1 protein-coding gene is annotated in these 661 nt (G+C 36.3%); it reads right to left on the bottom strand.

Annotation, left to right across the window (positions count from 1 at the left end):
- The coding region (locus tag A8L32_RS23540) for a hypothetical protein (protein ID WP_075590595.1) at positions 1-661 on the bottom strand (661 nt) is incomplete at both ends.

Raw genomic sequence — 661 nt, 5'->3', positions numbered from 1 at the left:
TTTTTGGTTTGCTCTTTTTCTACTGGCTTTCTGGATGCGGAGCCGGTATTGTTTGTTGATGCTGTATTAAATTTTGAGATGTTGAGCATCCAGTTTCGGGCGGCGGCTTTCCAGTCTTTCATTTTGGAACGACCACCGACCATCCAACCATTGCTTTCGTAATAATTGAAAAAACGTTCAGCTTGATTTTCTACATGTCCTTTTTGCTGGAAGAATATTTTAATGTGCTCCAAAGGTGGTGGAGTGAATTTTGCTTTCATAGTTTCTTTTTTTTCTTGTTTAGAAATTAAATTTTGATCCTCTTCTATAGAGTGTATTGTTTGTATGTTTATAGAAGGGCTCATTTTTGATACTGAAGGTGTACAGGATATAGTATCAAAACTGTACAGGATAATGAGACTTCCTTTGGTTTTATCAAAGGATGGTTCGTAACGAATGAATTGATGTTTGTGCAGGTCTTTTAGAGCCTGGACATAGGTATTGGGCGAACCAATTCTTGCTAATTTCATCGTTTCATTTCTGGAAATACTAATGGGATTTTTAAACCTGTTGGTATTCCACATTCTAAAGAGCGCTAAGTATAGACTTATGTGATATGCTTTAAAGCTTTTAACCTGATCCATCAAAGCAAACACATTGGTTTGATGCTTGATGTAGTTCA

It is taken from the genome of Labilibacter marinus, assembly GCF_001659685.2.
Lineage (GTDB): Bacteria > Bacteroidota > Bacteroidia > Bacteroidales > Marinilabiliaceae > Saccharicrinis > Saccharicrinis marinus.
Note: the sequence above shows the minus strand (reverse complement) of the source record. Positions and strands in the feature narration are given on the sequence as shown.